This window comes from Halapricum salinum (assembly GCF_004799665.1).
Classification (GTDB): Archaea; Halobacteriota; Halobacteria; order Halobacteriales; family Haloarculaceae; genus Halapricum; species Halapricum salinum.
Genome location: NZ_CP031310.1, coordinates 3,148,384 through 3,173,315 on the forward strand (window position 1 = coordinate 3,148,384; position 24,932 = coordinate 3,173,315).

Annotated in this window: 26 protein-coding genes; 15 read left to right on the plus strand and 11 right to left on the minus strand. The window is 63.6% G+C overall.

All coding sequences use genetic code 11. The annotated features are described in order from the left end of the window. Positions 1–17 precede the first annotated feature (17 nt). From DV733_RS15500 to DV733_RS15510, 3 genes are all read left to right on the plus strand, one after another. Positions 18–629, plus strand: coding sequence for a hypothetical protein (locus DV733_RS15500; protein ID WP_049992883.1), 612 nt, complete (start codon positions 18–20; stop codon positions 627–629). A 92-nt stretch (positions 630–721) separates the two neighbouring features. Further along, positions 722–922 carry a dodecin gene (locus DV733_RS15505; protein WP_049992884.1) on the plus strand — a complete coding sequence of 67 codons (201 nt, stop codon included), beginning with the start codon at positions 722–724 and terminating at the stop codon, positions 920–922. A gap of 108 nt (positions 923–1,030) precedes the next feature. Further along, positions 1,031–1,657, plus strand: coding sequence for a hypothetical protein (locus tag DV733_RS15510; protein WP_049992885.1), 627 nt, complete (start codon positions 1,031–1,033; stop codon positions 1,655–1,657). 15 nt (positions 1,658–1,672) lie between these two features. On the opposite strand, the gene hisD is transcribed toward DV733_RS15510, so the two are convergent. From hisD to DV733_RS17415, 5 genes are all read right to left on the minus strand, one after another. Then, positions 1,673–2,944 (minus strand): histidinol dehydrogenase, encoded by a 1,272-nt coding sequence (gene hisD, locus DV733_RS15515; RefSeq protein WP_049992886.1) that lies wholly within the window; start codon positions 2,942–2,944, stop codon positions 1,673–1,675. Between the two features lie 34 nt (positions 2,945–2,978). Next, a complete protein-coding gene (locus DV733_RS15520) occupies positions 2,979–3,599 on the minus strand; it encodes an ArsR/SmtB family transcription factor (protein ID WP_049992887.1) in 621 nt (206 codons plus the stop codon). Between the two features lie 88 nt (positions 3,600–3,687). Continuing rightward, positions 3,688–4,383, minus strand: a complete 696-nt coding sequence (locus tag DV733_RS15525) for a J domain-containing protein (protein ID WP_049992888.1) — start codon at positions 4,381–4,383, stop codon at positions 3,688–3,690. Between the two features lie 205 nt (positions 4,384–4,588). Beyond that, positions 4,589–5,830, minus strand: coding sequence for a mandelate racemase/muconate lactonizing enzyme family protein (locus DV733_RS15530; protein ID WP_049992889.1), 1,242 nt, complete (start codon positions 5,828–5,830; stop codon positions 4,589–4,591). Between the two features lie 94 nt (positions 5,831–5,924). Continuing rightward, positions 5,925–6,071: a DUF7331 family protein gene (locus tag DV733_RS17415; protein WP_170178714.1), complete on the minus strand. Its 147-nt coding sequence runs from the start codon at positions 6,069–6,071 to the stop codon at positions 5,925–5,927. A 134-nt stretch (positions 6,072–6,205) separates the two neighbouring features. On the opposite strand from DV733_RS17415, the gene DV733_RS15535 reads away from it, so the two are divergent. Next, entirely contained in the window at positions 6,206–6,628 is a 423-nt protein-coding gene (locus tag DV733_RS15535) for a universal stress protein (RefSeq protein ID WP_049992890.1), read from the plus strand. 51 nt (positions 6,629–6,679) lie between these two features. Further along, the gene (locus DV733_RS15540) at positions 6,680–8,992 is read left to right on the plus strand and encodes a DEAD/DEAH box helicase (protein WP_049992891.1); all 2,313 of its coding nucleotides are present in this window, start codon (positions 6,680–6,682) and stop codon (positions 8,990–8,992) included. A gap of 19 nt (positions 8,993–9,011) precedes the next feature. On the opposite strand, the gene DV733_RS15545 is transcribed toward DV733_RS15540, so the two are convergent. Both DV733_RS15545 and DV733_RS15550 read right to left on the minus strand, forming a co-directional pair. Then, positions 9,012–10,142 (minus strand): LolA family protein, encoded by a 1,131-nt coding sequence (locus DV733_RS15545; RefSeq protein WP_049992892.1) that lies wholly within the window; start codon positions 10,140–10,142, stop codon positions 9,012–9,014. Between the two features lie 110 nt (positions 10,143–10,252). Further along, positions 10,253–11,326, minus strand: coding sequence for a glucose-1-phosphate thymidylyltransferase (locus DV733_RS15550; RefSeq protein WP_049992893.1), 1,074 nt, complete (start codon positions 11,324–11,326; stop codon positions 10,253–10,255). A gap of 143 nt (positions 11,327–11,469) precedes the next feature. On the opposite strand from DV733_RS15550, the gene DV733_RS15555 reads away from it, so the two are divergent. Further along, entirely contained in the window at positions 11,470–12,399 is a 930-nt protein-coding gene (locus DV733_RS15555) for an NAD-dependent epimerase/dehydratase family protein (RefSeq protein ID WP_049992894.1), read from the plus strand. 15 nt (positions 12,400–12,414) lie between these two features. Here the strand turns inward: DV733_RS15555 and DV733_RS15560 are convergent, their stop codons facing one another. Continuing rightward, positions 12,415–13,401, minus strand: a complete 987-nt coding sequence (locus DV733_RS15560; RefSeq protein ID WP_049992895.1) for an NAD-dependent epimerase/dehydratase family protein — start codon at positions 13,399–13,401, stop codon at positions 12,415–12,417. Positions 13,402–13,431: 30 nt separating this feature from the next. Further along, complete coding sequence (locus DV733_RS15565; RefSeq protein WP_049992896.1) at positions 13,432–14,370, minus strand: glycosyltransferase; 939 nt, start codon at positions 14,368–14,370, stop codon at positions 13,432–13,434. A gap of 174 nt (positions 14,371–14,544) precedes the next feature. Between DV733_RS15565 and DV733_RS15570 the strand changes: the two genes are divergently transcribed. The 6 genes from DV733_RS15570 (at position 14,545) to DV733_RS15595 (ending at position 19,849) form a co-directional block, all read left to right on the plus strand. Next, on the plus strand, positions 14,545–15,855 hold the full coding sequence (locus DV733_RS15570; RefSeq protein ID WP_049992897.1) for a PQQ-binding-like beta-propeller repeat protein: 1,311 nt from the start codon (positions 14,545–14,547) through the stop codon (positions 15,853–15,855). 193 nt (positions 15,856–16,048) lie between these two features. Then, the gene (locus DV733_RS15575) at positions 16,049–16,900 is read left to right on the plus strand and encodes an NOP5/NOP56 family protein (protein WP_049992898.1); all 852 of its coding nucleotides are present in this window, start codon (positions 16,049–16,051) and stop codon (positions 16,898–16,900) included. Further along, positions 16,897–17,532, plus strand: coding sequence for a fibrillarin-like rRNA/tRNA 2'-O-methyltransferase (locus DV733_RS15580; RefSeq protein ID WP_049992899.1), 636 nt, complete (start codon positions 16,897–16,899; stop codon positions 17,530–17,532). Before DV733_RS15575 ends, DV733_RS15580 begins: the two co-directional genes overlap by 4 nt. Positions 17,533–17,587: 55 nt before the next feature. Beyond that, positions 17,588–18,676 carry a glutamate--cysteine ligase gene (locus DV733_RS15585; protein ID WP_049992900.1) on the plus strand — a complete coding sequence of 363 codons (1,089 nt, stop codon included), beginning with the start codon at positions 17,588–17,590 and terminating at the stop codon, positions 18,674–18,676. A gap of 58 nt (positions 18,677–18,734) precedes the next feature. Continuing rightward, positions 18,735–19,433 (plus strand): hypothetical protein, encoded by a 699-nt coding sequence (locus tag DV733_RS15590; protein ID WP_049992901.1) that lies wholly within the window; start codon positions 18,735–18,737, stop codon positions 19,431–19,433. Positions 19,434–19,474: 41 nt separating this feature from the next. After that, a complete protein-coding gene (locus DV733_RS15595) occupies positions 19,475–19,849 on the plus strand; it encodes a DUF2237 family protein (RefSeq protein ID WP_049992902.1) in 375 nt (124 codons plus the stop codon). 177 nt (positions 19,850–20,026) lie between these two features. Here DV733_RS15595 and DV733_RS15600 read toward each other — a convergent pair whose 3' ends face one another. After that, the gene (locus DV733_RS15600) at positions 20,027–20,755 is read right to left on the minus strand and encodes a hypothetical protein (protein ID WP_049992903.1); all 729 of its coding nucleotides are present in this window, start codon (positions 20,753–20,755) and stop codon (positions 20,027–20,029) included. Between the two features lie 141 nt (positions 20,756–20,896). Continuing rightward, the gene (locus DV733_RS15605; RefSeq protein ID WP_049992904.1) at positions 20,897–22,300 is read right to left on the minus strand and encodes a hypothetical protein; all 1,404 of its coding nucleotides are present in this window, start codon (positions 22,298–22,300) and stop codon (positions 20,897–20,899) included. Between the two features lie 455 nt (positions 22,301–22,755). On the opposite strand from DV733_RS15605, the gene DV733_RS15610 reads away from it, so the two are divergent. From DV733_RS15610 to DV733_RS15620, 3 genes are read left to right on the plus strand one after another with little or no spacing between them, the layout of a single operon-like run. Next, positions 22,756–23,019 (plus strand): AbrB/MazE/SpoVT family DNA-binding domain-containing protein, encoded by a 264-nt coding sequence (locus DV733_RS15610; protein ID WP_049992905.1) that lies wholly within the window; start codon positions 22,756–22,758, stop codon positions 23,017–23,019. Between the two features lie 5 nt (positions 23,020–23,024). Then, positions 23,025–23,381: a type II toxin-antitoxin system PemK/MazF family toxin gene (locus DV733_RS15615; RefSeq protein ID WP_049994271.1), complete on the plus strand. Its 357-nt coding sequence runs from the start codon at positions 23,025–23,027 to the stop codon at positions 23,379–23,381. Between the two features lie 52 nt (positions 23,382–23,433). Then, positions 23,434–24,918, plus strand: a complete 1,485-nt coding sequence (locus DV733_RS15620) for a replication factor C large subunit (protein ID WP_049992906.1) — start codon at positions 23,434–23,436, stop codon at positions 24,916–24,918. The last annotated feature ends 14 nt before the right edge of the window (positions 24,919–24,932 follow it).

Consider the following 24,932-nt stretch of genomic DNA (forward strand, 5'->3'; position numbering starts at 1 on the left):
CCCTGTATCGATCAGTCATGGGTCCGGCTCGAACCGACCTCGCCGCCGTCCTGACTACCACCCGGACGAACGCCACGCTGAGCTGGCTCCTCCTCGGTTTCGTCGTCGCGACTGCGGTCGGGAACTCGTTCTTCGGCGATCCGCTCTGGGCCGGCTTCGCGCTCGTCGTCGCCTGTGTGCTCGCGTTGCCGCCGATCGCGCTCGCCACCCGCCGCGCGATGATCCCGTGGGAGGTCGCCCTGGTCGCGACGCTGCCGGTCTTCGCTCACTCACTGCCAATTCACCCACTGATCGGCCAGCTCACGACGTACCTCTCCGTCGCGGCCCTCGCGCTCGTCGTCGCGGTCGAACTACACCTGTTCACACCGATCCAGATGAGCGTCGGGTTCGCTATCGTCTTCGTCGTCGTCGCGACGCTCGCAGCGGCCGGTTTCTGGGCGATCGCTCGCTGGAGCTCCGACGTTCTGCTAGGCACCACGCTCGTTCTCGATCCGGCACAGACGACCCTCGAACAGGAACGCGAACTGATGGTCGAGTTCGTCGCCTCGGCGCTCGCGGGCCTGCTCGCTGGCTTGCTCTTCGAGTTCTACGTCCGCCGCAACGTCCGTCCGGGTAAACGACTGCCGTAAGGATTCGTCCCTGAAGACCAGGGTAGCCCGAGTAGTTTCGCGTGGTTTCGGCGGTGCGCTTTTAGGAGTGCCGCGTGATGTTAAGATGTATCATGGTCTTCAAGAAGATCACATTGATCGGCTCCAGCACAGAGAGTTTCGACGACGCCGTCGACGACGCCGTCGACCGCGCAGAGGCGACGCTCGAAAACGTCCACTGGGTCGAAGTCGAGGAGATGGGGGTCGAGATCGCGACCGCCGACGAACGCGAGTACCAGGCTGAAGTCGAGGTCGCTTTCCAACTCGAAGACTGACAACCCGTCCCCCAGTCCTCTCGACTGCTATTCCGCCCTTCTGCCACCGAATCCCTTACGAGTTTGGCTCCATCTGTTTATTTGTTCCTCCCATAGCGAGTAGTAACGATGGCAACAGAAGCAAATCAGTACGCGGGGCCAACGGTAGACGGCCGAATCGTGAAGGCGTTCGTCGACGGCGTCGCCGAGACGTGCGGCTACTTCGAGGAGCGTGCGCGGCGAATCCTGGCGAGGCACGGAATCGAGGAGCTTCAGCCGGGCGAGTCCTACCCGCTCGGGGCGTACATCGACGCCATCCACGAGGTCCAGCGGACGACGGGCCCGAACACGCTCAATCGGATCGGTCGAGCGACGCCCGCGGCGCTACCGTGGTCTCATCGCGTTCAGACGATCGAAGACGCGTTCGTCGATCTCGGTCGGGTGTTCGACCGCGCCCACGACGGCGCAGACGTCGGGTCGTTCGAGTTCCAGCCCGACGATCACGGTGGGACGCTGGTCGCCGACACGCCATATCCTGACGCGTTCGAACAGGGACTCATCAAGGGTATCGGGAAGCACTTCGGAACGAACACCGGGTTCATCGCGATCCACGAGAGCGGGCGCTACCGGGCCGACGGTGGCGACGTCCGCGAGTTCGACCTGACGTGGTGGGAAACGCGCGACGACGTCAAGAAGATCAGCCCGCCACAAGAGCACGCACGCACTGGATCCCCTCAGTCAGCGCGCGCCGACTAGTCCTCGAGTCGACCCTTAGTCTTCGAACCGCACGTCGACGCTGTGTGCGTGGGCTTCCAGTCCTTCTTCTGTTGCGAGCGTCGTGATCGTCTCGCGAAGACCTGACAGTCCGTCTCTGGAGAGTCGCTGGACCGTCGCCGACCGGACGAACGTATCGACCGAAAGCCCACTGGCGAGTCGGGCCTGGCCATCGGTCGGAAGGACGTGGTTAGTGCCGCTGGCGTAGTCGCCGGCCGCGACTGGCGAATATTCGCCGAGGAAGGCGCTTCCGTAGTTCTCGATCCGATCGAGCAGGGCGTCCTCGTCGTCGGCCAGCACGTAGAGGTGCTCGGCCGCGAACTCGTCGGCGAACAGCGTCGCCTCGCTGAGCGACCGCGCGAGGAAGACGCCGCTGGCTTCGTTGGCCAGTGCCTCCCGAACGATTTCCTCGCGCTCGCGCTCGCTCGCCTGCTCGTCGACCGACTTCACGACAGCTTCGGCGAGGTCCGCGTCGTCGGTGACGGTCACGACAGCCGCGTTGGGATCGTGCTCGGCCTGCGTGAGCATCTCGGCCGCAAGGATATCGGGGTCTGCAGTCTCGTCGGCGAGTACCAGCACTTCGCTCGGGCCGGCGAGCATGTCGATTTTCACGTCACCCCGGACCTCGGCTTTCGCGGCCGTCACCCAGCGGTTTCCGGGGCCGACGATCACGTCGACGCCAGTGATCGACTCAGTGCCGTAGGCCATCGCTGCGATCGCCTGCGCACCTCCGACCTGATAGACTGCGTCCGCGCCGGCCGCGTGGATCGCGGCCAGTGTGACTGGGTTGATTTCTTCGGCCGGTGGGGTCGCCACCACGACGTGTTCGACGCCGGCGACCTTCGCGGGGATGACGCCCATCAGCGCGCTCGACGGATAGGCCGCGGTCCCGCCGGGCACGTAGACGCCCGCGCTGTCCAGCGGATAGAAGCGCCGACCGAGCCGCCGTCCCGCTGTCTCTGTGTCCCAGTCCTCGGGGACCTGTCGCTCGTGGAACTCTCGGATGTTAGTCGCGGCGGTCTCGATGGCCTCGCGAACGTCGTCGTCGATCTGCTCGTAGGCCCGTTCGGCCGCATCTGTGACCTCGAAGTTGCCGACCTCGACGTCGTCGAACTCCCGGCAGAACTCCCGGAGCGCCACGTCGCCTTCCTCGTGGACGCGGTCGACGATCTCTCTGACGTCCTCGCGGATGGCTTCGAGCCCCGCGTCGCGTTCGAACAGCGCACGGCGCTGGTCCGGATCGAGGTCTGCGATAGCCTGTACGTCCATACCTGCAAATCCGGACCGAGCGGGAAACGGTTTGCTATCCGTCGGCGCGATAGCGCCGGACGGCCATCCAGCTGCCGGCGACCGCCAGCACGAATGCGCCACCCAGGAAGAAGGCCAGAGCGGGGTCGATAGCGTTGACGACTTCGGTCGCGGGACCCGTCTGTTCGGTCTGGATAATGGGTTCAGATTGGGGCTGGCTCGGCTCGGGGGCAAGCCACTGCTGGACGGCAGCCCCGAACGCGAGACTCGCGGCCGCCAGGACCCCGACACCGCCGACGACTCTGGCGAGTGCTCGTTGGAGTCGCGAGCGACTCTCGTTGTCGCCGGCCATGAACACGACCGCATCGCTGGCGGGGGCGAAGACGGACATCTCGTTTCCTTTTTCTGAATAGCGGGTCCCGACCTGCCGGATCAGGCCCGCGGATTCGAGGTTGTCCAGATGGTAGTGGACGTTTTGGAGGGAAGTCCCGACCTGTTCCTGGAGCTCGGCCGGCGCGGCCGGCTGGTCGTACAGTTCGGTGAGAATCGTTCGTGCCGTCTCGGCCGAGAGTGCGCTGAGTGCGTCCTGTGTCTGCTCCTCTTCGAGCCCATATACTTTCGGGTCGTCGCGGGGCCGTGGATCGACCCGCGAGGGCAACAGCCGTTCCATCGACATACCAATTCCTTACAGGCTAACTTATATCTCGGTTTCCGTAGCTCAAATAGCTCTTTGACCGATCCAGAACCGCCCGAGTGAGGTCTTCTCACGTGTAGACGAGCGAAACCAGATGGAACGTCGACGCGGCGACTGCGGCGACGACCACGACGAATCCGAAGACGATTGCCGGAGCTACCAGTGCCGGGCCGACACTGGTGTAGAGGAAGATCGCCGTCGCGACGGCCGAACACACCAGCAAAACGTGCAGGACCAGCCAGATGCCGGCCGCGCTGACGAACTCGACGACACCGTGTGTTGACGAGTCAGTGTCGGCCGGTTCGGAGGGTCGGGACCGCGCCCAGGCGGCCGAGTTTCTGCTCCGGGACTGTGTCTCCGGACGAGTCGAGCCACCCGCAGGTTTCGGATCGGGGCCGGCTCGCGATCGCCACCAGTCCTCACTGCCGCCGTAGCCGTCGGCGACGGTTCTGGCCGCCGAGACTGTGTCCGCCGACACTCCCTGTGAGTGGTCGCCCCGCATGGGTTCGAGCGTGACGTCGAAGAGGTCAGTCCGATCGTGTTGGCGGACGTAGGCGTCGTGCCCGAGTTCGTCGTAGCGAGCGCGCTCGTCCTCGTCGAGAAGTGTATCGCGCGCGACGGTGAGCCGCTTGAATTGTCGGGTCGCATCGTCGGCGTCGCTCACGTCGGGGTGTGCGTCCTTCGCGCGATCCCGATAGGCGTCTTTGATCGCCTCGCGGTCGGCGTCCTCCGCGACGCCGAGGATAGCGTACAGCGACTCACCCATACCCTATCACCCGATAGAACCTCCCACCCCTTCAGTGTACCCGATAGTTTCTCAATGTGAGAAGACTCGACCCCCGGTTCGACGAGGCGTCAACCCGCTACGCCTCGTCGAACGTCTCGAATCGGAGATTCACGGGTTCGACCCGGCGCGCGCCGGGTCGAACGTCGCCGAGCGAGCTCAGCGTGCTCGACGAGGCGTCAACCTGCTACGCCTCGTCGAACAACGTCTCACCGTCGACCATATGTGCCTCGACGGCGTCCATATCGAGCGTCACACCCAGCCCCGGTTCTTCGGGAATCGTGACGTATCCGTTCTCGATGACGTCTTCTTCGACCAGATCGGCCCACCAGTCGAGTTCGTAGCTATGGTACTCGACGGCCAGCGCGTTGGGAATCGCGGCACCCACGTGCGCACTGGCCATCGTCCCGACCGGCGAGGAGACGTTGTGCATCGCCACCGGCACGTAGTATTGGTTCGCGACGTCGGCGATCTTTCTGGTCTCGCGCATCCCGCCGATCTTGGGCATATCCGGCGCGACGATGTCGACAGCGCCGTCTTCGATCAGCCGCCGGTGTTCGGTCACGCGATAGCGGTTCTCTCCCGCGGCGACCGGCGTCACCGTCGATTGGGTCACGCGCTGCTGAACGTCGAGGTTCTCCGGGGGGACCGGATCTTCGAGCCACCACACGTCGTACTCCTCGATGGCGTCAGTGAGCCGCTCCGCGGAGCCGCCGGAGAACGACCAGTGGCAGTCGAAGGCCACGTCCGCCCGGTCTTTCACCCGTTCGGTGACTTGCTCGACGATGTCGACCTTGTGGCGGATCTGCCCCGGTCGAAGGTGGCGGTTCGCGCGGTCTTTCTCGTGGCCCGTCGGCACGTCCAGGTCGAACTTCAGGGCGTCGTAGCCCAGTTCTTCGACGACGCGTTCGGCCTCGTCGGCACACGCCACGGGATCGGCCTCTTCCTCGGTGTGACAGTCACAGTAGACCCGTACCTGATCGCGGTATTTGCCGCCGAGCAACTGATAGGCCGGGATATCGAGGATCTTCCCGGCCAGGTCGTGCAGTGCGACCTCGATCCCCGAAATCGCCGTCACAGTGACGCCCTCGACGCTCCCCTCGCCGGACATCTTCTGGATCAGGTGTTCGTAGAGCCGATCGATATCCAGGGGATTCTCGCCGACGACGAACGGTTTCATCCGCTCGATGAGTTCCGGGACGCCCGCACCCCAGTAGGCTTCACCAGTGCCGACGATTCCGGCGTCGGTGTAGACTCGCACGAGCGTCCAGGGGAAGTTGCCGTCGACCATCGTGGTCTGGACGTCGGTGATCTCGACGTCACGACCGCCACCACGCTCACGGGAGTCGTCGAGCATCGTCTCCGCGGAGAGATTTCGCATCGTATATTCAGCGTTCGGATCGTGCAGACTCTCGTAGTTCGGGGCCATGTGCTCCCGTTCTGCCGGACCTGCCAAAAGTATGGAGGGGAGCGAGCGGTGGTCGATACCAGACGAGAAAATTCGTCCAGGAAGACGGGGACCACTACGCGATCGACGCGGCAGCGACTGTAGCGTCCGACTGGATCCACGCCGACGAGTTCTCGGCATCGTAGATCACGATACTGCCGTCTTCCAGGGAGAGTTCGGCGTATCGTTGCTCGTCGCGGGCGGGCGTTTCTGAGGCTGGCATGGGTGGACGGGAGGTGGTTACTCCCTGATTGCCCCTTCGCCTCGCTTCGTGTTAAGTGTTACCACACCACAAGAAAAATAGTCCTCGGTAACTCGCAAGCAACTATTTCGTCTTGGCCATCCTCTATGCAACCCATGGAAGTGGACTTCTCCCGGATACTGGTTCCAACAGACGGTAGCGACGCAGCAGACAGTGCGGTCGAGTATGCGCTCCACCTCGCAGCGGACAGTGACGCGACACTCCACGCGCTGTACGTGGTCGATACGCGTCTGTACGGTGATTCCGGATTTTCGAGTCTCGATGTGATGGTCACAGATATCGAAGACCGTGGCATCGAGATCCTCGACGAGGTGGCCAGCCGGGCCGAAGAACACGGAATCCCCATCGAAACGAAGTCCTGCCATGGCGTTCCCGACGAGGAAATCGCAACTTACGCCCGCGAGATCGACGCCGACATCGTCGTGATGGGCTTTCAGGGCGAAACCCACACCAAGAAGATCGGGTCGACGGCCGATCACGTCCTCCGGGAACTCGATCGCCCCGTCCTGACGGTCTGAGCCGGTGGGGACAAGCGCAACGGTTAGGACGACCCGCCCGATAGCGACTACGTGGACGAGACGATCGCCTGGCTTCGGGACCGACCGTACTACGAGGGACAGATCGCCGCCGAGCGCACCCTCGACGGCCGCGACGCCTCATTCGCCGATCTGGATCTCGATTCGCGCGTCGCAAGCGTCCTCGAATCCGAAGGGATCGACTCGCTGTACGACCACCAGGCGGCGGCCGTCGAAGCCGTCCGTGACGGCGACCACGTCGTCCTGGCGACCCCGACCGCCAGCGGCAAGAGCCTCGCCTACACGATCCCGGCCTTCGAGCGGGCGCTGGACGGCCGCCGAACGACCCTCTACATCGCCCCACAGGTCGCGCTGATCAACGATCAGGCCGAGACGCTCTCGGATCTCGCTCAGGGGCTGGGTTTCGCCTCGGGCGTCAACGTCGACCGCTACACGGGTCGGCTCTCGAAGACCGAGAAAGAACAGGTGCGCGAGCGCCAGCCCACCGTCTTGCTGACGACGCCCGACATGCTCCACTACGGAATCTTGCCCCACGCCCACCGCCTCTGGCAGTGGTTCTTCCAGCGACTCGACACCGTCGTCGTCGACGAAGTACACGAGTATCGCGGTGTCTTCGGCAGTCAGATTTCGCTCGTCCTGCGACGACTCAACCGGGTCGCCGACCGATTCGAGAGCGACCCGCAGTACGTCTGTTGCTCGGCGACGATCGGCAACCCCATCGAGCACGCCGCGACCGTCACTGGCCAGCCCGAATCCGACGTCACACTCGTCGACGAATCCACTGCGGCAACGGGACCGAAACACTGGCTGCTGTGGAATCCCCCCGAGTACGAGGGGGGCGGGTGGGGCAGTGGCCGCCGCAAGTCCAGCCATCCCGAGGCCAAGCGGCTGTTCGTCGACCTGCTCCAGCGCGGTCTCCAGACTGTAGTTTTCACCTCCTCGCGGCAAATTGCGGAGCGCTACGCGACCGAGAGCGCCGACACACTCAGGGATCGCGGCGAGTACGACCTCGCCTCGGGCGTCGCAGCGTATCAGGCCGCGCTCAAAAGCGACCGTCGGCGCGAACTCGAAGCCGGACTGGGAGACGGCTCCATCAGGGGCGTCTGGAGTACGAACGCGCTGGAACTCGGTGTCGACATCGGCGGCCTGGACGCGGTCATTCTCGACGGCTATCCCGGAACCAGAATGAACGCCTTCCAGCAGGCGGGCCGCGCAGGCCGGGGGACCGATCCCGCGCTCGTTGCCCTCGTCGCTGGCGAGGACCAGCTCGATCAGTACGTCGTCGCCAGTCCCGAGGCGCTGTTCGATCGCGACCCCGAACAGGCCATCGCTAATCCCGAGAACGACCACCTCCTGCCGGGCCACGTCCGCGCTGCCGCCCGGGAAAACTGGCTCAAACCCGACGACGACCGCCACTTCGGTGAGACGTTTCCGAAAGTAGTTGCCGACCTCGAATCGGCGGGTGACCTCGACCGACGCGACACTCGCGACGGCGTCCGCTGGACCTACGGGGGTGAAGGCAGCCCCCAGCACGAGATGAACCTTCGAACTGCGGAGGACCGCGAGGTCAAACTCTCGGTCCGAGGCACCAGTGACGCGATCGCGACGCTACCCTTCGGAGACGCCCTCCGGGACGCTCACCCGGGTGCGATCTACCATCACCAGGGGACCAGCTACGAAGTGACCGATCTCGACCGCCGACACGACGTCGCCACGCTCCAGCGAACCTACGCCGACTACTACACTCGGGTGCTGCACGACAAGGAAATCACCGTCGAGCGCGACCGAGAAGAGAAGCCCTTCCCCACGAGAGATGACGTCACGGTCCGCTTCGCCGACGTCACGATGCGCAAGCAGATCACCGGCTTCGAACGCCGCGACGGCTCCTCGGGGGAAGTGCTGGCGACCGAGTCGCTCGACCTCCCGGAGACGAGCCTGGAGACGACTGCGCTCTACTACACGCTGCCCCACGATCTCGCCGCGCGCCTGGACGAGATGGGCGACTTCGCCGGTGGGATCCACGCCGCAGAGCACGCCATGATCTCGCTCTTTCCGTTCGAGTATCTGTGTGATCGGCGCGATATCGGTGGTCTCTCGACGCCGATTCACCCCCACACTGATCGGAGTACGATCTTCATCTACGACGGGTATCCCGGTGGCGTCGGTCTCTCTCGAAGCGGCTACGAGGCGATCGACGACCTCGCGGCGACGACGCTGGACATGCTCCAGTCCTGCGACTGTGCGGACGGCTGTCCGGCGTGCGTGCAGTCACCCCACTGTGGCAACGCCAACGACCCGCTCGACAAGGGCGTGGCGATCGAGTTGCTGGAGTCGCTCCTCGGATAGTCTGTCCAGTCGCGAGCGATCAGCAGGCGACCGAGCGGGCCATCCCCATCGCGACCGAGCGATTCGCCCGCGTACTCACGAGATAGCGGTGCTCCTCGCATGTCCACGCGACGAATCGACGCTCGCTGAGCTCGGTATACGTCCCTTCGACTGGGCCGAGTGAGACGGGCGCTCCGTTCTGGATCGGGCCGAAAGAGGTATTGTCCCAGCGGAGAAGTCGAAGATCGGTCGTATCGTGCTGGTAGAACAGCAGCACCTGTTCGGTCCCGTTGATCGTCGTGACGTTGCCCCACCCGAACGCAAACTGTTCGGGCACGGTTGGTTCGGGGATGGGCGGCTGTATCTCTTCGTTCACGGCCGCTATCGTCTGGTGCTCGCCGAATCTCGATTCGAGTCCGGCCCAGAGATCCGTTCGCGTGGCGTTGGTCGGCGGTTGGAACGTCTCCGCAGACAGCTCGACGCCGCGTTCGATGTCCTCGTAGCGGTAGGTGACCGTCAGGGGGACCTCGTAGGCCCTCATGGTCAGACGCGTCTTGATCGGGAGCCAGCGATCGCGGTCGATCCAGACAGTCGCGTTCACGGGTGTCGATTCGTTCATCGCCGACGCCAGGCGGCTGCGTCGCTCGACCTCGCCCGAGATCAGCGACACCTTCGAGCCGTCGAGGGCGTAGGAGAGCTTCGCCGCGTCGTCACCGGCAACCGTCTCGTTGCCGGCGAAGGTGACGTTCGGGCCGAACTGCGTCGATGGCATCATCAATTGCGAGAGCGACCGCGGTCGCGTTTCGTTGTACCAGACGACCCGCTGGGTCGCGCCGTCGTATCCCCACAGCTGCGTTCCGTTGGCGATCACGGCGTCACCGGTCGCGTTCGGAATGCGATGGCCTGTCTGGTTCGTCACTTCGAGATACGTGAGATTGTAGTGGCGCGGGCGTTCGTACCGGAGGCGGACCCGCTCGGTGATCGTCGTGTTCCCCTGCTCGATCGTCGCGATCATCGTCGCTTCGAGCGTCTCTATCTCCTGCAGTTCGGTATCGACACGATCGGTGATCGCAGCAGCGTCACCACTGTCGCCACCGTCGTCGACGGCGATCGTACACCCGCTCAACGCGAGGACTGCCAGACACGCGAGGGCCAGCACACGGCGGGACATCTCGTTGTCGAATCATCTTCGAACAGCAAAATAGTCGTTGTGGTTGGACTGCGGCCGCTCCATTCGTCCCGGCAATCGCGGGCCAGGCTAGCGACCCATCTCGAAACAGTTTACAGTCTGAGTCGTGAGTTCTCGCCGACGACGAGCCGACGGCCGTCTGGAAGATAGCCGTCTTTGCTCTCGAGTCGTGTCCGGCGACCCAACAGACTATCCACGAACGTCTCGTGGGCCTCGATCGTCGACTCACCGATGACGACGCTGTTCTCGATGTGCGTCTCTCGGATCATCGTCTCCGGGCCGATCGAGGTGTAAGGACCGACGTACGCGCCGTCGCCGACGACCACGTCTTCGGCGATCGAAACCGGTCCACGGACCACGGCCCCGTCCTCGACGGTCGCCGTTTCGTGGAGGTCGATCTTCCCGACGACCTCCGCACCGGACTCCACCGTGCCGTCGATCGTCGATTCGATGTCGTCGAGGATCAGCCTGTTCGCTTCGAGGATGTCCTCCGGCCTCCCGGTATCTTTCCACCAGCCGTCGACGCGGTGTGAGTAGACCGGACCGCCCTCGTCGATGAGGATCTGGAAGGCGTCCGTGATCTCGTATTCGCCCCGTGCGGAGGGTTCGACCCGCTGAATCGCGTCGAAGACCTGCGCGGAGAACAGGTAGATCCCGATGACGACCAGATCACCCTCGGGATCGTCGGGTTTCTCGTCGATCCGGACGACGTTACCGTCCTCGTCCAGCGTCGCGACGCCGAACTGCTCGGGGTTCGGGACGTGCTGGAGTGCGACGCCGGCGGCGTACTCACCCTGCTCGAACCCACGGACGAAATCGGCGATCGATTCGTTGAGGATGTTGTCCCCGAGGTAGACGACGAAGTCGTCGCCGTCGACGAAATCCCGTGCACACCCAACTGCGTGGGCCAGCCCGAGTGGCTTACCCTGCACGATGTAAGTGATGTCGACGCCGAATCGTGAGCCGTCTCCGAGATACTCCCGGACCGCCTCTCGGCCCTGTGTGCCGAGGATGACGCCAATCTCGGTGATCCCGGCTTCTTTGAAATCGTCGATCGCGTACTCGATCACCGGCTTGTTGGCGATCGGAATCAGTTGCTTGGGACCGGTGTGGGTGATCGGCCGCAGTCTCGATCCAGTCCCGCCCGCGAGTAACACGCCTTTCATCGATTACTCCCCCAATACAGTGGGACAGTACCGCCGAAACCTGAAACCATAGGTATCTTTCGCCAGGAAATATCTTAAAAGTACGCGCCCCCTACCGCCGCGAGACATAGATTTTTGTAGACTCGGTGAGACTGTTAACCGATATGACAGTGCTCGTCACCGGCGGCCTCGGCTATCTCGGCTCGCAGTTGCTCCGGGACCTTCCGGACCATCCAGACTTCGCCGACGAGTCGATCCGAATCCTCGACAACTACCGCAAACCGCGCTATCAGGCCATGTGGGATCTCCCGTCGTACGCCGACTACGACTTCGCGGAGGTCGATATCCGTGACGAGGCTGCCGTTCGCGAGGCTATGAACGGCGTCGACACCGTCTTCCATCTCGCGGCGATCACCAACGCGCCCGAGACGTTCGACATCCCCGAGGAGACCTGGGACGTGAATCACGAGGGGGCGATGAACGTCTTCGAAGCCGCCAGAGACGCCGGTGCCAGCAACTTCGTCAACATCTCCTCGTGTTCGGTGTACGGCCGCACGAACGACGAGATCGACGAGAGCTACGCCTGCGACCCCGAGTCGCCCTACGGCGAGTCGAAACTCCAGTCCGAACAGGAGATGCTCGACTCTCGGGACGGGACGATGGACGTCACTGCCCTGCGGATGGGAACGGTCTACGGCTGGACGCCGGGGATGCGTTTCGACACGGTCGTCGACAAGTTCGCACTGCTGGCGGCGACAGGCGAACCGCTGACGGTCTACGAGGGTGCCGAAGACCAGCGTCGTCCGTACATCCACGTCAAGGACTCGATCCGGTCTCTGCTGTTCGCCGCGACCGAACTCGGCGACGGTGAGGTCTACAACGTCGTCGGTCAGAACGGCCGTCTGCAGGACGTGATCGACACCATAGAGACACACTTCCCCGAGGCCGAAGTCGGCTACACGCAGGTCGAACAGCTCAATCAGCTCTCGTACATCGTCAACGACGAAAAGATCCGCGCGGAAGGGTTCGAGCCGGTCTACGACATGGATCAGGGCGTCGCGGAACTGGCCGACAAGCTCCGGGCGTTCGTGTAAGCCTCGCTGTCGCGGTCACTGGTCGAGATATTCCTCACGATGCTCGCGATAGAAGTTGATCGTCTCTCGGAGTCCCGTCTCCAGATCCGTCCGAGGATGCCAGTCGATCGTCGATTCGAGTTTCGAGGGATCGCAGTAGACGTCGCCGCGGTCGATCTTCGTCCACTCTTCTGGCCACGGAACCAGTTCGACGCGCCCGATTCCGGCGATCTCGACGATCGTCTCTGCCAGTGCCAGTAGTTCGGTCGGGTCGCCGCTGCCGAGGACGAACTCCTCGCCGAGGACCGCGTCGTGAGTCCCGAGCGTCTCCAGTGCGTCGACGACGTCCTCGATGTAGACGATGTCCCGGATCATATCGCCTGGCTCGAAGACCTCGATGATCTCGTCGCGGAGCGCTTTCGCGACGAAGGTCCCCTGGACGCCGTAGCCCTTTTCGATCGGCGCGCGCGGGCCGTAGCCGTTCGCGAGCCGGCAGACCGTCGTCGGGACGCCCTCCTGCTCGTGATAGATTCGGCAGTAGTGTTCGGAGGCGCGTTTGTTCGCGCCGTAGAGATCCATCGGTCGTGCGGGCGTCGACTCGTCGACGGGATTCGTCTCCGGACGGCCGTAGACCGCCAGCGAACTCGTGTAGACCACGCGTGGCGCAGGATCACTGGCTGCCGCCGCGTCGAGGACGGTGACTGTTCCCTTGGCGTTGATGTCGACGTCCATCTGGGGCTGGCGGCCTGCGTGGGCCCGGTCGTTCTGGGCCGCACAGTGATAGACGACGTCGCTGTCGGCAACGAGGTCGGCGACCAGCGACTCGTCGCGGACGTCACCCTCGACGACCCGCACCTCCTCGGCGATGTCGGCAACGTTCGCGCGCTTGCCGCCGAGATGGGGTAGCAGTGCGTCCAGCAGTGTGACCTCAGCACCGTGCTCGACCAGTCTGTGGGCGAGGTTGCTTCCGATAAATCCCAGTCCCCCGGTAATCAGGACGCGGCGTCCGCTCCAGTCGGTCATAGCGCTGCTTGGTCAGGGACGGCGAAAAAGCTACCTTCCCCGGAGCATCGAACCCGTCGCACTGGCGAATTCGCGGTAGAGATCGACGTTCAGCGGATTGTAGAGTGCCGTCCGAAGACCGGCACGCGCACCAGCCACGAAGTCACCCTGGTCGTAGAGGCGAAAGCGCAGCTCCCGTAGCGAATGGTTCGACATCGCCCTGGCGTAGCGTCGCCGAGTGACCGGTGGGTCACCGTTGGGGTACCGCCACCGCATCCGTCGCAGGACGGTCTTCTCCTCGGCGAAGACGATATCGGAGCGACGGCCGAGATTCGCGTGTTCGTCGTCGCGAAGCATCCGGACCACAGGAGCGTCCATCTCGTAGACGGCGTCGTAGTGCTGGGCCGCGTCGAGCCAGTGCTCCCAGTCGCTCACCACCCTGAGATCCGGGTCGCCCCAGGGATGGGGGCCCTCAGGGAGGTGGTCACGGCGGAACAGCACCGACGGGCTGGCGATCGACATCCCGTCGACGTAGAGGTCGGTGAAGAACTCGCTGGCGTCGATCTTGCCTGGCCCCTGCCAGTCGCCCCAGGTCGTGAACACCTCGCCCTGTAGATCGACGAACTCCGCGGGCGAGTAGACGAGTCCGACGTCGGGGTGTTCGTCGAGAATTTCGACCTGCCGCTTCAGCCGCCCGGGCAGTGATTGGTCGTCCTGTGGGTGGACCCCGAGGTACTCCCCGTTCGCCAGTGTGATCGCCGTGCTCGTGGCGGCTGTCACGCCCCGATTCTCCTGGCTGACGTAGGTGATGTCCTGGTGGGGGAGGTATTGCTCGATGACGGCTTCGCTGTCGTCGGGCGAGCCGTCGTTGACGATCACGAGTTCGACCGAGTCGAACGACTGCTCGAGGACGGACTCGATCGCGTCGGCGACGTAGTCTTCCCCGCCGTAGACCGGCATCAGGAAACTCACGCGGTACTCCCAGGACATCGTCTCGTCTGGGTGGAGGTGGGTAGGGATAATTAAACCACCCCGATCATGCCAATGTTCGCAATCATTGATCCACCTCTCCTGGTACACTTCGAGTCGGTTCCCGAATGCGTGTCCCAGTGAGGATACCGATCGTTGATATTTTATCGATTGCCAACAATTTAGGAGGTGCCAATGGAGCGTCGTCAGTACCTCGCTTCGGCTGGAGTTATGCTCGGTGCGGGCTGTTTATCGAATAACAGCACGCCGGAGAGTTGGCAGTCGTACGAGGCTCCGACTGACACGCCACCGGGAGAGTTCGAGTCAGGTACCTCCTCCGGAATATGGGAATATGACTCCCCAGGCAACTACATGGCCATTGGGGTTGATGACGAGGGGGTGCACGTTGCGACGAGCACGGCTCTCACTTGCCTGTCCCCGGTCGGGGAGATAAATTGGATCACAGACTCCAGCGAGGACTCCTACGATGTCGTACGGCCTCACAATCTCACTGTCGCTGGCTCGACAGTGTACTACACGGCGAGGGTGTCCGGAACCAGTTTTGGTACCAATTATGTCGGTGAATACGGTGCGTACGATACAGCGTCTGGCGAACAGCGATGGGTGACAACCCTCGATACCGTTGCTCAGAACATAATTTCAGTGACTGAGGACACTGTCCTTGCCAGCCAGATGTCCGATGATCCGTCTACAGCACCAGTATTCGCGTTGGACGCTGAAACCGGAGAGGAGCAGTGGCGGACCGTGACCGGGATGGATATGGGATCGGCAGTGTCACACGGGCTCTGTCTGATCTACTCCATCGTGGACGGCCTCACCGCACTAGATATTGCGACTGGTGACGTGGCGTGGAGACGGACGCCCGGCGAGGGCTATAGTGCGCAAGTATCTGTCGCAGGTGATACTCTCTGTCTGTTCTTGGAAGGGACGGTTTACGGCTACTCACTTCCTGATGGAACACAGCAATGGGAGCAGTCAATAGCAGGCGATGGGTACGCCCGACATCCGCCATCGAATTCCGCACAAACTTCAGATCTCTATATCGCCACTGATAGCGGAAATCTGACGGCTCTGAATGCGGCGACCGGTGAAAAACGATGGGTCGTAACGACGAACGCCGACGGATACCCGGAGATGTGCGTGGGGACGGACTCAGTGTTTCAGCATTCCGGGACTGCAATCGCCAGTTACGACCCTGTAGACGGGGACCGGCGGTGGGCGTACTCACTTGGATCAGACTACGAGTCGAGTTGGCTGTTCATCGCTGATGGGAATCTGATTCTCATCACGCAAGAGGCTGACCAAGAGCCAGTGGTAAAAGCATTCGACGCCGAGACCGGCCACCGTCAATGGTCTGCGCAACTCCCAACAGCAGACATACCGCGAGTTATGGGTGTCTTTGACGAGTATATTGTCTTCGAGAAGGAGGAGCGCCTCATCGGTGTCCCAGCACCTCTTTCGACTCCCACGGAGCATGCAGAGTAACGACTCTTCGGGCAGTATCACCCATATAGACTGACCGATATACGGAGCGCGAGGAAGAAAGCCGATCAGCGTGAGACGTGCCTTGCATGCAGCAAGACCACTGAAATCGTTCATCGATTGAGAGATTCAACGACACCGAAGATCACGCCCGCATTCGGGAACGCCTTTAGGCCGAGGCCGACTACCCGATAGCATGACAGACGCGAGCACGCCCGAGGACGCCTGGTTCGCCGGGCTCGACTGGGGTGACGCCGACGCCGCCCGCACGGCGATCCGGGAGGGGTCGGCCCCAGAGGCCCGGGAGTGGCCGAGCGACGCCGTCGAAGCGGGCGTCGTCGCGGACACCGACGAGTACTACGACTGGCTCCGTTCGGCGACCATCGACGCCGCACGTACAGTCGCGGACGAGCACGAGCGAGCCGACGACCAGCAGTTGATCCACCTCCTCCGGGCGATGGACGACTGTGAGCGGACCGCCAACGAACTGGCCGAGCGCGTCGCCGAGTGGGGCGGCAGTCGCTTCGGCGAGTCCGGCAGTGGGATCGAGTTCGCCGCCGAGATCGCCGACCGCGACGCCGACGACCCGGCGACAGAACGGCTGGTCGGACTCGCGACGGAGGTCGTCGATATCGACCGCGAAGCCCGGGAAATCCGGGAGACGATCGAGCGACTCGCGCCCGACGTCGCCCCGAACCTCGCCGCGATGGCCGGCCCCGTGCTCGCCGCCCGCCTCGTCTCGCTCGCTGGTGGCCTGAAACCGCTGGCACGCTCGACCAGCGGCACGGTGCAGGTCCTCGGTGCGGAGGACGCGCTATTCGCCCACCTCAAGGGCAACGCCCCATCTCCAAAGCACGGGATCATCTACACCCACGAGTACGTCCATGGGACCCATCCCGACCACCGCGGCTCGGCGGCGCGCGCACTCGCTGGCAAGCTCACGCTCGCGGCCCGCGTCGACCACTACAGCGGCGAGCGCAAGCCCGAACTGCAGGCCGAACTCGACGAGCGCATCGCGACTATCCGCGCCCGAGGTGACGACGAATGACGCTTCCCAACGGCGTCGAGCGACGCGAGTTCGACGGCCGGGAGTCCCTGGCGACCGATGGTCCGACGGTCTCTGACGAACCCTCGATCGGCGGCTGGCGACGCTGGAATCCGAATCGCTCGAAAGTCGGGGCGATGCTCGATCACGGAATGGAACACGGTCTGTCGGGCGGTGAAACGGTCCTCTACCTCGGCGCGGCCAGCGGGACCACCGTGAGCCACGTCGCGGACTTCGCCGGCCCGACCTACGCCGTCGAGTTCGCGGCTCGCCCGATGCGCGACCTCGTCGGTGTCGCCGAGGATCGCCAGCGACTCTTTCCCCTGCTGAAAGACGCCCGCAAGCCCGAGAGCTACGCCCACGTCGTCGAGCCGGTCGACCTGCTGATCCAGGACGTCGCGACCCGAGGGCAGGCAGAAGTCGCACTCGCCAACCGCCAGTTCCTCGAAGACAATGGGCGGTTGCTCATGGCGATAAAAGCCCGCAGCGAGGACGTGACGGCCGATCCCGAGACGGTGTTCGACGAGGTCGTCGCGACCCTCGAAGAGGGCTACGAGATTCTCGACCGACAGCGACTGGAACCGTACCACGACGATCATCTCGGAGTCGTCGCGGTGCCGAACACGGACGGGTAGTAACACTGCCGTAACGAGAACGTTTTAGCGGCCAGCACCCAAACGCGTTGTATCGATGGATACGGGCTCTGCGTCGCCGTTCACCCGCCTGGGAACGCTGGGTATCGAAGAGGAGTTCTACGTCGTCGACGAGGCGGGCCGTCCCACCTCCGGCACGGACACGCTCGTCTACGAGACCGACCCGCCTGCGGTGCTTGAAGACAAACTGGATCACGAACTGTTCAAGACCGTCATCGAGATCCAGACGCGCCTGATCGAAGATCCTGACGAGGCTCGCGAGGCCCTCCTCGAAGTTCGGAACGCGCTGGTCGAACACGCCCGCGAACACGGCTACGACATCGCCGCCGCAGGGTTGCACCCACTCGCCAAGTGGCGCGAACTCGAACACGCCGACAAACCCCGCTACCGCAAACAGCTCGACCGGATCCAGTATCCGCAGCACCGCAACACGACGGCAGGCGTCCACGTCCACGTGGGTGTCGACGACGGCGAGAAGGCGATGTGGATCGCCAACGAACTGCGGTGGTATCTCCCCGTGATGCTCGCACTCTCTGCGAACTCTCCGTACTGGAACGGCTTCGACACCGGCCTCGAATCGGCACGAGCCAAGATCTTCGAGGGGTTGCCCAACACCGGGATGCCCACGAAATTCGACTCGATAGACGACTTCCGGGCCTTCGAGCGGCGGATGCTCGACACCGACTCGATCAACGACCGCGGGGAGCTGTGGTTCGACGTGCGCCCGCACACCGAGTACGGGACCGTCGAAATCCGCGCGCCGGACGGGCAGGCCGACCCAGACCGGACGATGGCGTTCGTCGAATACACTCACGCGCTCGTCCTCGACCTCGCAGCGCGATACGAGGACGGTGAGTCCGGTAGCGACCTCCGACGGGAGACCCTCGACGAGAACAAGTGGCGCGCGATCCGCCACGGCCACGACGCCTCGTTCGTGACCCGGGACGGCGAAGAGACAGTCGGCCTGGGCGACATCGTCGACCGAGAGTGTTCACGGCTCGAAATCAGCGGGATTCGCGACATCTACGAGGCGGGCAGTGGGTCCCAGCGTCAGCGGCGGCTCCGCGAGAACGAGGGAGCGGACGCGCTCTGTGACTCGCTTCGGCTCGGAATCGTCGACTCCTGAACTCTCGGGTGCCAGTGGGGTCGACAGGTACAATTGACTCTGGCTCCTCAGAGAACACGTGACCCGGGCAGCCGTCAGCGATGGGTTCGAACACTTTGTCAGTGACGCGATAGACGTCACCGCCGAGCACTTCAGCGTCGCTCGGGCGCTCCGAAACGGCGTCAGAGGACCCGGCGGATCGGCCGTCGATCGCCTCCTGAAAAACTCCGATGCTGTCTGGCGGCGGGTAGTCGAACCAGAACTCCAGGCGTATCGCCGGCAGACACTGACCCAGTTCGACGCCATCCTCGACTACGCCGAGAGTGATGCTTCGATCGAGGCATTCCGTGATCAGATTCTCGATCGAGACGCGTTCGCCAGCGCAATCCGCGACGACATCACGCCAGCACGGCGTGCGGAGGTCGTCGAGGCGCTGCTCGAACGCCACCGCATGCTCGGTGATGCGACAGTTCCGTTGATCGAGTCGCCCGAAGACGACTTCTGGGAGGCGGCCCGTACCACGATCGATCGCGAGGCGGCCGAACGACTCGTCGAACAGCGGTTCGTCTTCGTCGATCCGATCCGCCCCTACACCGACGCGATCGCGATGCGGACGGCGCTCGAACCCGGCGACGTGCTGGGCGGCATCGGCGGCCTGCTCGGCGGTGGCCTCCCGACGCTTTCCGTCGAATACACCGACGAAGCGATCCGGGCGATGAGCCGGGCCGAACAGGAAGTGATCGCCGACGCGAAACGCGAGATCGATCGTCGGTTCTGACCTCCGAAGCAGGTTTCACTCGCGGCCCCGCAACGAAAACCATGCAACAGCAGAACGTCCTCGGGACGGCCCTGGAACCCTGTAGCGCCGATCCCGAAACGGGGTTTCTCCGCGACGGGAACTGCACCGCCGTTCAACGTGATCCGGGCCGCCACGAAGTCTGTGCGGTGCTCACCGAGGAGTTTCTCGAATACAGTACAGCGCAGGGTAACGACCTCGTGACCCCGCGACCGGACCTCAATTTTCCGGGCCTGGAACCCGGCGATCGCTGGTGTCTCTGCCTCCCGCGATGGGAGGAAGCCCGCGAGGCCGGCGTCGCCCCGCCCGTCGTCCTGGAGGCGACCAATGAGGCCGTGCTGGATACCGTCGAGGCTGAGACGTTGAAAGAGTACGACGTCGAGAAGCGGGACGTGTAGGGGTCCTCCCCGAAGCAATCGAAATCGCGGTCGAGTTGGGTGGCCGAATCTTTCTTTCTTCCCCGATATTTCTTCGAGACTGTGCTGCATACAGGGCACGTATCTGTCACCGACTATCCGTCCCTTTTCTACGAGGCTATTTTGACGGACCCGCTGGATCGAGACGCCAGCTGACAGTCAGTCGTCAGCCACCTCCTTGGCGTCGGGGGCGTTGATCCCAACGGTCGATTCGAGGTGCTCCAGGCGGGCTTCGAGTTCCTCGTTGCGCTCGTGGAGTTGTCGGTTTTTCTCACGGAGCAATTCGGTCTGTTCTTCGAGTTCGTCGATGCGGTCGTCTTTCTCGTGGAGTCGCTCGGAGAGACCCTGAACCGCGGCAAGCGCGACGCCATCGGCGTCGACGTGACCGATCGTCTCGGGGTCGTCCCCGAGCCCGAACGTGTCGTGGAACTCGCCGGCCATCGGACCCATCCGGTCGACATCCGGGTTGGCGTCGTATGCCCATCGACTGATTGAGAGTGATTCCACTCCCGACAGCACCTCGTCGGGATCGATGGGTCTGACGTCGTGCTTGGCGCTGGCCGCCGACACCGTTTGCCAGGTGCTGTCGCCTGATGAGAGGTACGCGCCTGCGTTGGGATCGTCGTTGGTGTCGAGTCCCGTCACGAACCGGATTCCTCCTGTCGCTCGCACGTGGAACGTGTTATTCCCCGTGGGACTCGACCCCGTCCCGGACTGGTTCGATTCGAAATCCGCGTCCGTCCGGTCGGCCCAGACGAACGCGCCCGCGTTACGGGCTTTCGCTCGCTGGCCCGCAGCGAAGCCGTGATCGGCCTGTACCCGATTTTCTCGACCCCCTGGGATGGTCCCGTAACTACCGTCGACCTGGTTACTTTCACCGCCACCCACCGTTGCCGCGCGTGCGGTCGCGTCGTTCGAGTTACCCCCGGCAACGGTGTGGTACCGGTCACTATTGATGCCACCCGTCGACCCGCCCGCGGTGTTGGAGAAGCCGCCGCCGATAGTCGCATGTCGCCCGCTCGCAGTATTTTAGCCGCCGCCGCCCACGGTCGCTTCCTGGTCGCTGGCGGTATTACTCAAACCCCCACTCACGGTGGCGTACGTCGCGTACACGTCCGAGTCGCTGACTCCGGCCTGGTTGTCCCCGCCGCCGCCGACAGTCCCGTAGTCGTCGTACACCACGTTCTGGGTGCTGTCCTGATCCGGATCCTGCGGCGCGCCACCCGCGATGGTCCCGTAGTCGCCGGTGACCAGGTTGTTGTTTCCACCGGCGATAGTCGCGTACCGCGCGTCAGCGATGTTCAGTGACCCACCGCCGACTGTCGACCCGTTCGTCCTCGATTCGTTGTTCTCGCCGCCGCTGACCACGGTAGTGCTGTCGAGGGCCTTGTTGAATTTACCGCCGCAGACAGTCGATCTCACACCAGTTGCGTCGTTCTCCCCGCCGCCGCCGACGGTCGCGTTGATGGCCGTCGCTGTGTTGCTCGTTCCACCGGAGATGGTCGCGTTGTCCGCATTGGCAGTGTTATGATCGCCGCCGCCGACCGTGGCGTACTCCGCGTTCACAGCGCCGTCCTGGTCACCCGCCTGATTGCCATCTCCGCCACCGATGGTTCCGTAGTCGTCGTAGACGACGTTCCGAGGCGGGGAGAACGTATCCAAATCGGCTCCTTTCCCGCCGCCACCGATGGTGGCTGCTTTGCCCTTTGCTTCGTTGCCGTAGCCCCCACCGACAGTCGCCTCATCGCCGGTGGCGGCGTTGTTCAGACCACCGCCGATGGTCGTTCTCTGGGCAGTCGCTTCGTTTCTGGAACCGCCGCCGACGGTGGCGAGATCTGCGTTGGCGGTGTTCGAAAACCCCCCACCGACGACCGCGGTGCCGCCGCTGGCTTCGTTCGTACGTCCCCCGCCGACTGTCGCTCTCTTCCCGGCTCTATTGGCCAGCCCACCGCCGATAGTGCCGTAATCACCCGTTACAGCGTTGATGCTATCACGCAGGCCGTCACTATTGGAGGAACCGCCGCCGCCGATCGCCGCTCCGACGGTGCCGTTCTGGACGCCGTTGTCCTCGTAGCCCGCGATGACGTTCCCGCCGCCGGTGTCGCCGAACTCGTCAGTGTCCGTCGGACCCAACTGCAGGGTGGGCGCCCCGTCGATCCTCAGGGTGTGGCCGCTGGTCGATTCGATCGCTCCCTGGACCCTGGCGTCGTCGGGCGTCGCCAGACCGTACCCGCTGGCATTGTTGGGTACCGCTCCCTGGACACCGATCGGCGTGCCGTTATCGGCGTCGTTCTGGCCCAATACGCCGACACCGTCGTCAGCGTCGAGTTGGCCGAGTATCTTGAACGTCGACGTCACGGCAGTACTTTGCAGATCGATACTCTCGTTGCTCGAAATGTCGTCCGGTGGGTCGCCGTTTGCGTTGTTGGACATTCTGTGGTCTCCCACACCTTCCACATATACTATCCACGGTCATCGTCTCGCCAGTATGACTGAAAGGTGCTAACAGGTGGGAAATTAAACTGAATAGACAATAAACGTGCTGGTTGTCCTGCTGCATCGATCCGCTGTATTCGGCACGCCGTTTCTATCAACGGCGCATTGCTTCGCCGGCTGCACGTTGTGGGTAGCGGTCTATTTCTCGGGACTCTGTCTGCCCACAAGAGATCCACGTATTTCCGAGACGACGCTCGGCGACCGTGGTCGGCTGACGCCGTTCGACGCACTCCACTTCGTCGAATCGGACGGGGAGACCATCGTCTCGAGTGACGAGGCACCGAGGAGGTCACGACGCGGCTGGATCTGCGGTCGATCGAGAAAGACTGACCGTCCACGAACGGCAGGTGACCGACGGAACCTTTTAGAATATGAATCGAATATGAATACGTATGGCTTCCGAAACACGGACAGTCGGGGAGCGCGGTCAGGTAACGATTCCGAAGGAGCTACGCGAACGGCTGGGGATCATGGGGGGAGACGAGGTCGTTGTTCGAGAGGAAGACGGACGAGTGATAATCGAACAGATGACGGTTCGTGAGCGACTCGCGGAAGGGTATCGAGCGCGGGCCGGGCGCGATAGTCAACTCGAACGAGAAATGGCGGACGTCTCAGCAGAAGCCGACGACGATCTCGGCGACGCCCCGGAGTGGTGATCGTCGTGCGAGTCCGTCGCGGTGATGCCGTCGTCGTCGACCTGGATCCGACGAAGGGGTCTGAACAGCGGGGAACCCGGCCCTGCCTGGTCGTCCAGAACGACGTCGGAAACGAGAACGCTCCGACGACGATCGTCGTCCCGTTCACCACGTCTTTTGGCGACGAACTGTACCCGTTCGAGGTGCTCCTCCGGGGCGAGGAAGGGCCACTGAACGAGGATTCGGTCGCGCTCTGTAGTCAGGTCCGGACCGTGTCGATAGATGACCGGATCCGGAAGAATCTCGGGTCGATTCCCGACCATCGCATGGACGAGGTCGATCAGGCGTTACGGTACAGCTTCGGCCTGGTGCGTCCGACCTGATTGCTGCGTCGCTCCACAACCCCTAAGCGACGGACCCTCCTACAGAGTGCTAATGACCGACTGGACGGAGACGTACCGCCCGTCGACGCTGTCGGAAGTCCGGGGCAACGACAAGGCCCGCGACGCCCTGAAAGAGTGGGCCGACACCTGGGAGGACCACCGGGAGGCGGTCGTGCTCCACGGCTCGCCGGGCGTCGGCAAGACCTCTGCGGCACACGCCCTCGCCAGTGACCTGGGCTGGCCGACGATCGAACTCAACGCCAGCGACGCCCGCACGAAGGACGTCATCGAGCGCGTCGCGGGCGAGGCCGCGAAATCCGGCACCTTGAGCCAGGGCGGGTCGGGTCGCCGGGTCGTCATCATGGACGAGGCCGACAACATCCACGGCAACGCCGACCGCGGCGGGGCACGGGCGGTCACGTCGCTCGTCAAGGAGGCCGACCAGCCGATGATCCTCATCGCCAACGAGTTCTACGAGATGGGAAAGGGGCTGCGAAACGCCTGTCAGGACATCGAGTTCCGGGACGTCGGCAAGCGCTCGATCGTGCCCGTCCTCAGGGACATCTGCCGCAAAGAGGGAATCGAGTTCGAGGACGCCGCGCTGGATCAGATCGCAGATATGAATTCGGGAGATCTCCGCGGCGCGATCAAGGACCTGCAGGCGCTGACCGAGGGGCGGGATTCGATCGTCGAATCGGACGTCGTCACGGGCGAGCGCGACACCACGCAGGGAATCTTCGAGTATCTGGACGTCGTCATCAAGGAGGGCGACGCCGAAACGGCGCTCAAATCGTCCTACGACGTCGACGAGACGCCGGACGACCTGATCAACTGGATCGCGGACAACGTCCCAAAGGACTTCGAGGGCGCAGAGCTCGCGCGGGCCTACGACGCGCTGGCCCGAGCCGATCAGTGGCTCGGCCGGGTTCGAGCCACGCAGAACTACAGCTTCTGGAAGTACGCCGGCGACAACATGACTGCGGGCGTCGCCGCTGCTCGCGGGAGTCAGAAAGGCGGCTGGACACGTTACGGGCCACCCTCCTACTGGTCGAAACTCGGGCGCTCGAAGGGGACCCGGAAGACCCGCGATTACATCGCTCGCGAGATTGCGACCACCAACGGCGTCAGTATCTCGACGGCTCGGCGGGAGATCATGCCCTTCCTTGCGACGATGACTCATCACTGCAAGAACCGTGAGCTCACGGTTGCGATGGCTGCTGCGTACGACCTGAGTGCCGGTCACGTCGCCTTCATCACAGGGAGTGGCGAGGACACGAACAAGGTCCAGTCGATCGTCGAGGACGCCGAGACGCTTCGGGAAGAAGCGGCCGTCGCGGCCAGCGGTGACGCGTTCGCTGGTGGCCGCGCGGGCCAGTCCGAGTCGACCGACGCAGCGGCGGACGAAGCGAGCACTACGAAACGAGCAGACGAGGGCGAGCAGCAAGCGGCCTCGACAGACGCAGCCGACGATTCGGGGGCCGAGGAGTCCGAGGAGGCAGACGACGACGGACAGACTGGTCTCTCGGACTTCATGTGACCGCCGTCGAGCGT

Excerpts from the sequence above, each read along its gene's own strand:
- DV733_RS15575 (WP_049992898.1), top strand. The coding sequence starts at position 16,049 with ATGACAGACGCGAGCACGCCCGAGGACGCCTGGTTCGCCGGGCTCGAC.
- DV733_RS15505 (WP_049992884.1), top strand. The coding sequence starts at position 722 with ATGGTCTTCAAGAAGATCACATTGATCGGCTCCAGCACAGAGAGTTTC.
- DV733_RS15580 (WP_049992899.1), top strand. The coding sequence starts at position 16,897 with ATGACGCTTCCCAACGGCGTCGAGCGACGCGAGTTCGACGGCCGGGAG.
- hisD (WP_049992886.1), bottom strand. The coding sequence starts at position 2,944 with ATGGACGTACAGGCTATCGCAGACCTCGATCCGGACCAGCGCCGTGCG.
- DV733_RS15520 (WP_049992887.1), bottom strand. The coding sequence starts at position 3,599 with ATGTCGATGGAACGGCTGTTGCCCTCGCGGGTCGATCCACGGCCCCGC.
- DV733_RS15595 (WP_049992902.1), top strand. The coding sequence starts at position 19,475 with ATGCAACAGCAGAACGTCCTCGGGACGGCCCTGGAACCCTGTAGCGCC.
- DV733_RS17415 (WP_170178714.1), bottom strand. The coding sequence starts at position 6,071 with ATGCCAGCCTCAGAAACGCCCGCCCGCGACGAGCAACGATACGCCGAA.
- DV733_RS15550 (WP_049992893.1), bottom strand. The coding sequence starts at position 11,326 with ATGAAAGGCGTGTTACTCGCGGGCGGGACTGGATCGAGACTGCGGCCG.
- DV733_RS15620 (WP_049992906.1), top strand. The coding sequence starts at position 23,434 with ATGACCGACTGGACGGAGACGTACCGCCCGTCGACGCTGTCGGAAGTC.
- DV733_RS15565 (WP_049992896.1), bottom strand. The coding sequence starts at position 14,370 with ATGTCCTGGGAGTACCGCGTGAGTTTCCTGATGCCGGTCTACGGCGGG.
- DV733_RS15555 (WP_049992894.1), top strand. The coding sequence starts at position 11,470 with ATGACAGTGCTCGTCACCGGCGGCCTCGGCTATCTCGGCTCGCAGTTG.
- DV733_RS15585 (WP_049992900.1), top strand. The coding sequence starts at position 17,588 with ATGGATACGGGCTCTGCGTCGCCGTTCACCCGCCTGGGAACGCTGGGT.
- DV733_RS15510 (WP_049992885.1), top strand. The coding sequence starts at position 1,031 with ATGGCAACAGAAGCAAATCAGTACGCGGGGCCAACGGTAGACGGCCGA.
- DV733_RS15570 (WP_049992897.1), top strand. The coding sequence starts at position 14,545 with ATGGAGCGTCGTCAGTACCTCGCTTCGGCTGGAGTTATGCTCGGTGCG.
- DV733_RS15545 (WP_049992892.1), bottom strand. The coding sequence starts at position 10,142 with ATGTCCCGCCGTGTGCTGGCCCTCGCGTGTCTGGCAGTCCTCGCGTTG.
- DV733_RS15560 (WP_049992895.1), bottom strand. The coding sequence starts at position 13,401 with ATGACCGACTGGAGCGGACGCCGCGTCCTGATTACCGGGGGACTGGGA.
- DV733_RS15500 (WP_049992883.1), top strand. The coding sequence starts at position 18 with ATGGGTCCGGCTCGAACCGACCTCGCCGCCGTCCTGACTACCACCCGG.
- DV733_RS15610 (WP_049992905.1), top strand. The coding sequence starts at position 22,756 with ATGGCTTCCGAAACACGGACAGTCGGGGAGCGCGGTCAGGTAACGATT.
- DV733_RS15535 (WP_049992890.1), top strand. The coding sequence starts at position 6,206 with ATGGAAGTGGACTTCTCCCGGATACTGGTTCCAACAGACGGTAGCGAC.
- DV733_RS15605 (WP_049992904.1), bottom strand. The coding sequence starts at position 22,300 with ATGTCCAACAACGCAAACGGCGACCCACCGGACGACATTTCGAGCAAC.
- DV733_RS15525 (WP_049992888.1), bottom strand. The coding sequence starts at position 4,383 with ATGGGTGAGTCGCTGTACGCTATCCTCGGCGTCGCGGAGGACGCCGAC.
- DV733_RS15530 (WP_049992889.1), bottom strand. The coding sequence starts at position 5,830 with ATGGCCCCGAACTACGAGAGTCTGCACGATCCGAACGCTGAATATACG.